Annotated in this window: 10 protein-coding genes; 6 read left to right on the forward strand and 4 right to left on the reverse strand. The window is 41.0% G+C overall.

Annotation, left to right across the window (positions count from 1 at the left end; translation table 11 throughout):
• The coding region (locus ACT3QQ_RS13280; RefSeq protein WP_444528359.1) for a MobA/MobL family protein at positions 1-1,635 on the reverse strand (1,635 nt) is incomplete at its 3' end.
• A 286-nt stretch (positions 1,636-1,921) separates the two neighbouring features.
• Between ACT3QQ_RS13280 and ACT3QQ_RS13285 the strand changes: the two genes are divergently transcribed.
• Entirely contained in the window at positions 1,922-2,437 is a 516-nt protein-coding gene (locus ACT3QQ_RS13285) for a hypothetical protein (RefSeq protein ID WP_444528360.1), read from the forward strand.
• 121 nt (positions 2,438-2,558) lie between these two features.
• Here ACT3QQ_RS13285 and ACT3QQ_RS13290 read toward each other — a convergent pair whose 3' ends face one another.
• Both ACT3QQ_RS13290 and ACT3QQ_RS13295 read right to left on the reverse strand, forming a co-directional pair.
• Positions 2,559-2,834 carry a hypothetical protein gene (locus ACT3QQ_RS13290; RefSeq protein ID WP_192992483.1) on the reverse strand — a complete coding sequence of 92 codons (276 nt, stop codon included), beginning with the start codon at positions 2,832-2,834 and terminating at the stop codon, positions 2,559-2,561.
• A gap of 156 nt (positions 2,835-2,990) precedes the next feature.
• A complete protein-coding gene (locus tag ACT3QQ_RS13295) occupies positions 2,991-3,215 on the reverse strand; it encodes a helix-turn-helix domain-containing protein (RefSeq protein WP_192520660.1) in 225 nt (74 codons plus the stop codon).
• Between the two features lie 403 nt (positions 3,216-3,618).
• Here ACT3QQ_RS13295 and parA point away from each other — a divergent pair, with 403 nt between their 5' ends.
• From parA to ACT3QQ_RS13320, 5 genes are all read left to right on the forward strand, one after another.
• Entirely contained in the window at positions 3,619-4,257 is a 639-nt protein-coding gene (parA, locus tag ACT3QQ_RS13300) for a ParA family partition ATPase (RefSeq protein WP_068039576.1), read from the forward strand.
• Positions 4,258-4,260: 3 nt separating this feature from the next.
• Positions 4,261-4,470, forward strand: a complete 210-nt coding sequence (locus ACT3QQ_RS13305; RefSeq protein ID WP_192992484.1) for a chromosome partitioning protein ParB — start codon at positions 4,261-4,263, stop codon at positions 4,468-4,470.
• 323 nt (positions 4,471-4,793) lie between these two features.
• The gene (locus tag ACT3QQ_RS13310) at positions 4,794-6,335 is read left to right on the forward strand and encodes a type I restriction-modification system subunit M (protein ID WP_442069773.1); all 1,542 of its coding nucleotides are present in this window, start codon (positions 4,794-4,796) and stop codon (positions 6,333-6,335) included.
• Positions 6,332-6,571 (forward strand): hypothetical protein, encoded by a 240-nt coding sequence (locus ACT3QQ_RS13315; RefSeq protein WP_444519081.1) that lies wholly within the window; start codon positions 6,332-6,334, stop codon positions 6,569-6,571. The genes ACT3QQ_RS13310 and ACT3QQ_RS13315 overlap by 4 nt, the downstream gene beginning before the upstream one ends.
• A gap of 71 nt (positions 6,572-6,642) precedes the next feature.
• Complete coding sequence (locus tag ACT3QQ_RS13320; RefSeq protein WP_192529667.1) at positions 6,643-6,924, forward strand: HU family DNA-binding protein; 282 nt, start codon at positions 6,643-6,645, stop codon at positions 6,922-6,924.
• A gap of 260 nt (positions 6,925-7,184) precedes the next feature.
• Here the strand turns inward: ACT3QQ_RS13320 and ACT3QQ_RS13325 are convergent.
• Positions 7,185-7,567 (reverse strand): TetR/AcrR family transcriptional regulator (locus ACT3QQ_RS13325; protein WP_444528361.1); only part of this gene is annotated, 383 nt, incomplete at its 5' end.

Consider the following 7,567-nt stretch of genomic DNA (forward strand, 5'->3'; position numbering starts at 1 on the left):
CTCAACCAGCGTGTGATCAAAACGTTTGGCCACTTGGCGTAAGTGCGCTGTAAATTCCACTGCTTTATCATGGCTCTCAATACCATGGTGCTTTGCAAACTCGCTGAGTACGGCTACTTGTCGCTGATCAAATTTATCAGGCGTGTTCTCTGCGGTTTCTCCTTGTGCCCATCTGATTGTCATCGACTCATGATGACGTTGTAGTAAGCGCATCGCCAGATGCAGCTTCATACGTTCAACATACTCAAAGATTCTCTCATCTTCATAACGGTTTGCTCGAGTGTCTCGATCAATTTGTCTTTGCTGTCGATCAAGTCGAGCAGCTCTTGCTCGTCGTGCGTCGTCATCGAAGGGGTTGGGGACTGGTTTTGCTCGCTCTGCAATGCCTTGATGGATGCCCTGAGCGACTGATTCGCTGTTTGCAGCTCTTTTTGAGTTTGCACTAATCCACTGTTTTGAGAGATCAATGCGTTGTTGTGCTTTTTGGCTTCTTCGGTCTGTTCCATTAATCCACTTTGGTAGGTTTTCGCATCGCTCAGCTGCCCAAGCAACGCCTCGTTTTGCGTCTTCAATGCATCGGTTTGTGTCGTCAACTCGATCTGCTGTTCTGTTAGATTGTTCTGTGCAGTACGCAATGTCGTGTTCTGAGCTTTCAATAAGTTGTTTTGTGAGGTCAACTCGCTGTTTTGTGCCTCCAATGAGTCTATGTAGTCTTGCATTTTGCTCAGTTGCCCGAGTAAGTCCGTCTCTAAGTTGTTTGATTCGTCGCTCATGGTCTGCCTCCTGTTTGATATGGTTCTCAGCAACCAGTTTGTTGCGTGCTTTGATTGCTCGGTTGGTATTGCCTTTTTCGGTCATGATGCCTCGGCGCTCCATTGCCGTTGCATGAACGCCCATTTTGATGGTGGGCTGCTGATCAAGCCTCTGATCTTTATAACTGCGTGCATCCATCAATGGTAGATTATGTTGTGCTAACACCTTGTTGGCGGTATCTACCCACATCCCACGGATACGCTTAATTTCTTTCATTGATGACGGCAGACCATGCGCCTTACGTTTTTTATTAGACCACTCAAACGGGGTCTTAAGGTTTGGGTCAAATGCCAAGGTTTTATTGGGCCCAACGATGGGCGCTCGAGTGGTGACTAAAATATGCGCGTGAAAATTGCGCGGATCAGGATTTTTCTCCCCTTCGCGTAAACGCTTAGAGCTGGGTTTAGCGTAAGGATCAAAAGGCAGCTTCATCACTGGACGGTGAATACAAACATCAGCAATCACGTCCATATCATCAACCAGCTTTTGGGCAAAATCTATTGCCAGTGAATGGCGATCTTGCTCAGACAACTCATAAGGTAGATTAATCAGCCACTCACGCGCCACTCGACTGTCCGAACGAGTCTCTGCTGCCTCAGCCAAATTCCAAAGCATCTCTCTATCGACATTCACACCTAGTGCTCTTAGCGCAAATGGCAAAATGATATCACTACTCATGACGCCAGACTTTTTACTATAGTCGTGGGTCTTACCGTATTTAACATCATCAAGAATATCACCAGCACGATAGGCGGCGCATGCTACTGCCGACTGTCCCGCTTTTCGAGAAATTGCTTTAGTATTGATATGAACCATTGTCATAATAAGCGAACCTAATGTTGGGTTTTTTGCACACCACGTCTTTTGTGGTGTGCGGGGTTTGGGGTTTCCCCAACGAAGAAGGATTCAAAATTAAGATAGTAACGAAGTGGATAGATTAAATTTTGAGTCGTTGCTTCGCCCTTAGTCAGGGGGACGCAACCATTAAACAATAAAATAATATATATCGGATGTCTGATGTGGTTGTGTTAAAGCATATCATAAGTGATTGAATGATGGTGAAGTCCTTGCTAGGGTTAATGATATATTATTTATAAGGAGAGAGACTATGTCAGTTACTAATAATAAAGCGCCTGAATCTATATTTGATAAACAAGATTCTAATAAGCTGAAAGAGCGTCAACGGTTAGAAGAGTTGAAACGCCAAACTAAGATTCAGCAGGTAAAGTTAGATAAGCGACTGAACAAGCAAAAAATTCTAATGGGGGCATTTTTAGGTCAGGTATTGGCAACTAAAGGTGACGATGAACAGATGATTCGAGAATACTTTGCTATTCACTTTCCAGATTTCTTAACGAGAAAATCTGATAAGTTTTTATTCAAAAGCATGATTGAAAGTTTAGGCGGTGATATAGGTTTAGGCGATGAAGAGGATTCATTTGAGATTCAACAAAAAGAGAAGAGTCAAAAAGCTATTAATGAGGAAGTGGAAATAAAAGTTGATGCTACGGAACAGGGCCAACCGGAGAAATTCGTGAGCACGACTGATAGGGGTCCACTAGATTTTTCTTTGGGTGAGACAGATTATTCTGATCAGGGCAGTCACCAAAATTATCATCGTTAAAAGCGTGACAATAAATATGGTATCGGCTAATAAAAAATAGCCAGATGGTGACAACTGGCTATTAAGGCAATAAATATCAAGCTCTATCGGTCATAAGAGAGGCCTTTTTAATCTAAAACGATTATGCTGCTTGGTCAGTATGAGCTGTGACCAACTCTATAAAGGCGGTTTCAAGGGTGCTTAACGTATAATCATCAATCATAAGACCGTCATCTAGCTGTCGTTGCACCCAGACATAAATCGCTTCATCATTATAAAGGATAGAGTCAACACCAAGTAATGATGCCAGTTGTACGCCCTGCTGTACTTGTAGATTTGATAACAGCTGAGAGGCTAAAGCTTTAGTCTGTTCACTAAACCAAGCGCAGCTGTTGAGCCGAGATAGATTGTTATTCATTGGTATTCTCCTGTAGATTATTGTGTATAAATAATGGATAAAATGACTTACTACAGGTCAAATTATACCTATATTTTAATCTATTGCAAGAGAAAATGACCTTCTATAGGTCTTTTTATACTTTTAAAGGTGATAATGTCTTATGAGCGAAGGTGTTCACTCAGGCGACTCACTGCTGTTCTCATTTATGATTTCATATAAATCACCAACATTGATTCTAAGATACGTGCATAAAGACTCGATGACATCTAGGTCAACTCGGGTGGCTTCTTCATGATACATGCGAGTAATGGTGCCACGATTGATGCCAGTATCCCTTGCGACATCGGCAATTTTAAGGCGTCTTTCGCCCATGATGGTCGATAAGTGACACTTCACCATAGTGATTTCCTCATTAACGATTAGTGGTTTTGATTGGTGAGCGGATTATAACGAATATGAGTGGCTAACGTATTCGTTTTAGTAGCTCGAATTGATATTCAATAGCGGCAATTTACCTATTAGTAGGCAGTTTATTATGCTGTCTTTAATGCAGGACGTCTATCATAATGGATAGACGCTAGTTAGAAAAGACGATGCTATTTTGACTATGAAGTATTGCTATTAGTAGTGATGTGATGTACATTTTAGTTATACTTATATACTTATATACTTATATACTTATATACTTATATACTTATATACTTATATACTTATATACTTATATACTTATATACTTATATACTTATATACTTATATACTTATATACTTATATACTTAATGCGTGCTACAGGGATCTGTATTTATGAAAGTAATCGCGGTATTAAATCAAAAAGGTGGCAGCGGCAAGACTACCATCGCAACGCATCTGGCTCGTGGCTTACAGTTGAAAGGCCATAGTGTTCTGCTAGTAGATAGCGATCAGCAGGGCAGTGCGCGTGACTGGAGAGCGGTTGATGAAGACAATCCGGTACCAGTGATCGGGCTCGACAGACCAACACTTGATAAAGATTTAAAAAGCGTCTCTGATAAAGATTATGTGGTGATCGATGGATCGCCGCAAGCTACTAGTCTGGCTATTTCTGCTATAAAAGCGGCTGATTTTATATTGATTCCAGTGCAGCCGAGCCCCTATGATATCTGGGCAACCAGCGATTTGGTTGATTTAGTGCAGCAGCGTATTGAGATGATGGATGGCCAACTAAAGGCAGCCTTTGTCGTCTCACGCGCCATTCAAAATACCAATATTGGTAAAGAGGTTGCAACCGCGCTGCTTGATTATAATCTTCCGGTATTAGAGACCAGAGTGATGCAGCGAGTTGCTTATCCTAATAGTGCTGCCCTTGGTAAGACAGTATTTGATACCGAATCGCCTAGTAGCAATGCGTTACAAGAGATAACCGCATTGGTCAGTGAGATTCAAATATTTTTTGGTGAGGAGTAAGTCATGAGTTTATCAGCAGGTCGTCCTAGTAAGAACGTTAAGGATCAATTGGCTTTATCGGATGTGACGGACAGTCCCAAAAAGACGGTACGTGTGAATTTTAATTTAGATGGAGATAAACACATTGCGCTCAAGCGGTACGCGCTTGAAAGCCGAAAAACGGTGACTGAGTTGTTGACTGAAATGATTGAGGAAAAATTGGTTGAGCGATAGGTATAAAAAATTCGTTTTTCTATACCTATAAAAAGGATATGTATAAAAAACTCAAAAAATTATACATATCGTCGAACGCTGTGCACCTTACTAGTATCATCAGATGCTTGTTTTCTTAAGACAGACGCAGAAGCAAGCTGTAAAGAAAATGCCCATGGCAAAACAAGCACTGTTTCCTATATCAGCACCATATAATAGAACCAAAAACGGTTAGCAGTGCTAAGGTATATTGCCCTTAATCAAAGCGTACTCAATAACGATTTAAGTTACACAAAACATAAGGGGCTTCTAGCCCCATCATTATTCCTATAGGATTTTTTATCATGACAAGTACCCAACAACGTGCGGAACTGCATCGACAAATTTGGCAAATTGCAAACGAGGTTCGTGGTTCAGTCGATGGGTGGGATTTTAAACAGTATGTGTTGGGGACTTTGTTCTACCGCTTTATCAGTGAGAACTTCTCTAGTTATATTGAGGCGGGTGATGAGAGCGTTAATTATGCCGCACTTCCTGATGAAGTGATTAATGTTGATATTAAAGACGATGCGATTAAGACCAAGGGTTATTTCATATACCCAAGTCAGCTGTTTGCTAATGTGGCTGCCAACGCGCATAGAAATGAGAACTTAAATACGGATTTGGCTGCTATCTTTAAAGAGATTGAAAGCTCGGCCAATGGCTACCCGTCTGAGCCTGATATTAAGGGTCTGTTTGCGGATTTTGATACCACCAGTAACCGATTAGGTAATACGGTCGCGGATAAAAACACTCGTTTAGCTGCGGTACTTAAAGGGGTAGCGGGCCTTAAACTGCATCAGTTTGAGGACAGTGAGATTGATCTATTTGGCGATGCTTATGAGTATCTGATCTCAAACTATGCGGCCAATGCGGGTAAATCAGGCGGTGAGTTCTTCACCCCTCAAAGCGTGTCTAAACTGATTGCTCAAATTGCGATGCACAAACAAGAGACGGTTAACAAAATCTACGATCCAGCTGCAGGCTCTGGCTCTTTATTGCTGCAAGCTAAAAAGCACTTTGATAATCACATCATTGAAGAGGGTTTTTTTGGTCAAGAGATTAACCACACCACCTATAACCTTGCACGTATGAATATGTTTTTACATAACGTGAACTACGACAAATTTAATATCAAGCTGGGTAATACACTGCTAGATCCGCATTTTGGGGAGGATAGACCCTTTGATGCGATTGTCTCGAATCCGCCGTATTCAGTGAAGTGGATTGGTAGTGATGATCCGACCTTAATTAATGATGAGCGTTTTGCACCAGCGGGGGTATTGGCTCCTAAATCAAAGGCGGACTTTGCTTTTGTGCTGCATGCATTGAACTATTTATCGAGTAAGGGCCGCGCCGCTATTGTCTGCTTCCCTGGGATATTCTATCGCGGCGGTGCTGAACAAAAGATTCGGCAGTATTTGGTAGATAATAACTATGTAGAGACGGTGATCTCCTTAGCACCCAACTTATTCTTTGGAACCAGTATCTCGGTTAATATCTTAGTGCTATCCAAGCACAAAACAGAGGGTAAGACGCAGTTTATTGATGCCAGTAAGCTTTTTAAGTCAGAGACCAATACCAATGTGCTAACCGATGCGCATATCGAGCAGATCATGACGTTGTTTGATACTAAAGAAGATACGGATTATTTGTCTGCAAGCGTTGATAACAGCGATATTGCTAAAAATGACTATAACTTATCGGTAAGTGCTTACGTAGAAGCAGAAGATACGCGTGAGGTTATTGATATTAAAACTTTAAATAGCGAACTTGAAACGACAGTCGCTAAGATTGATAAGCTGCGTGCTGATATCGATAAAATCGTTGCGGAGATTGAGGCATGAGTCAGTTAGGTTATATGGAAAAGCTACTTGATGGGGTTGAGGTTGAGTGGAAGCCTTTAGGAGAAGTGTGTGATTTCAAAAATGGTTTTGCATTTAAAAGTAGTTTGTTCAAAGAAACTGGGCTGCCTATTATTCGTATTACTAATATCGAGAGCCCATCCCAGATTCTGTGTAAGTATGGATCGGGGGTAAGCAGCAGTGACACAGAGTTTGGGAAACTCCCCCGCGAGACCTAACATTTACGGCATCTCCTCACCAAACCAAGGGAATGAAGTCAAAATGATTCTAATAACAACGAGAGGTAAGTATGAATAAGCAAGATATCATTAGCGAGTTGGCACCAAAATTAAATGTGAATCAAGATGAGGCAAGGGTTGTACTAAACTCAGTTTTGGATGTTTTAGCCGACTCTTTAGCTAACCTCGAAGAAAATGAAAGATTGAAGTTAGTAGGGTTTGCAAATTTTCAAAAGGTTAAGCGCAAGAGTCGTTTAGGTAGAAACCCTAAGACAGGTGAAGCAGTAGAGATACCTGAAAAGCTAGTCATCAAGACGACAATTAGTGAAAATCTAGTAGATAGCTTTCAGTAATTGCTCGAGGAGTTTTAACTTATCGGCGGTTCAATGACCTAAGTAATGGTATTGGCTTTTAGTATTGTATTGATAGTGTTGTTTACGCCACCCCTTGCTATAAGTAGTTCGCTAATATCAGTCTATTTTAGGTAGCCTGTTTATCGTTTAAACGGTCTGTTTGGATGGTTCCGTTGGGGTATACCAAAATTTCGCACTGGAACTGCCAGAGTACTATCGTAGAATCTGATACGCTAAAACCTAACTTGTATCGATATAATTTAATCCAAAACCTTAAAAAAATCAGTATTTAACTCTAACAACTCCTGATCCGTTTGTGCGGCAACGATAATACCTTCGCCAAATACAAACAAAGTGTCAGATTTCTGCTTAGCATTTTCCGCACTTATCTGTTCAAAATTATCAAGTAGCCATTTCCTAACCTCAGTTTTATGCTGCTTGGCTATTAAATGAGGTGAAGACTGTTTATCTGAATACTCTGCGCAAGCGTTGATAAACATACAACCATAAAAATCCTCTGATAACGTCCAGTTCTTGAGGAAGTTTAAGTAGCAAGTGGCAACATCTGCTACTTTCTCAATCTCAAAATCATCAAAGTCATTTTCTAATTGAGTCATAAACATCTGATGACGATATTTAAGCG

The sequence above is a fragment of the Psychrobacter sp. AOP7-A1-24 genome (assembly GCF_052376235.1).
GTDB lineage: Bacteria > Pseudomonadota > Gammaproteobacteria > Pseudomonadales > Moraxellaceae > Psychrobacter.

Coding starts and splice junctions, on each gene's coding strand:
- ACT3QQ_RS13290 (WP_192992483.1), bottom strand. CDS start 2,834: ATGAATAACAATCTATCTCGGCTCAACAGCTGCGCTTGGTTTAGTGAA.
- ACT3QQ_RS13305 (WP_192992484.1), top strand. CDS start 4,261: ATGAGTTTATCAGCAGGTCGTCCTAGTAAGAACGTTAAGGATCAATTG.
- ACT3QQ_RS13320 (WP_192529667.1), top strand. CDS start 6,643: ATGAATAAGCAAGATATCATTAGCGAGTTGGCACCAAAATTAAATGTG.
- ACT3QQ_RS13295 (WP_192520660.1), bottom strand. CDS start 3,215: ATGGTGAAGTGTCACTTATCGACCATCATGGGCGAAAGACGCCTTAAA.
- ACT3QQ_RS13285 (WP_444528360.1), top strand. CDS start 1,922: ATGTCAGTTACTAATAATAAAGCGCCTGAATCTATATTTGATAAACAA.
- parA (WP_068039576.1), top strand. CDS start 3,619: ATGAAAGTAATCGCGGTATTAAATCAAAAAGGTGGCAGCGGCAAGACT.
- ACT3QQ_RS13315 (WP_444519081.1), top strand. CDS start 6,332: ATGAGTCAGTTAGGTTATATGGAAAAGCTACTTGATGGGGTTGAGGTT.
- ACT3QQ_RS13310 (WP_442069773.1), top strand. CDS start 4,794: ATGACAAGTACCCAACAACGTGCGGAACTGCATCGACAAATTTGGCAA.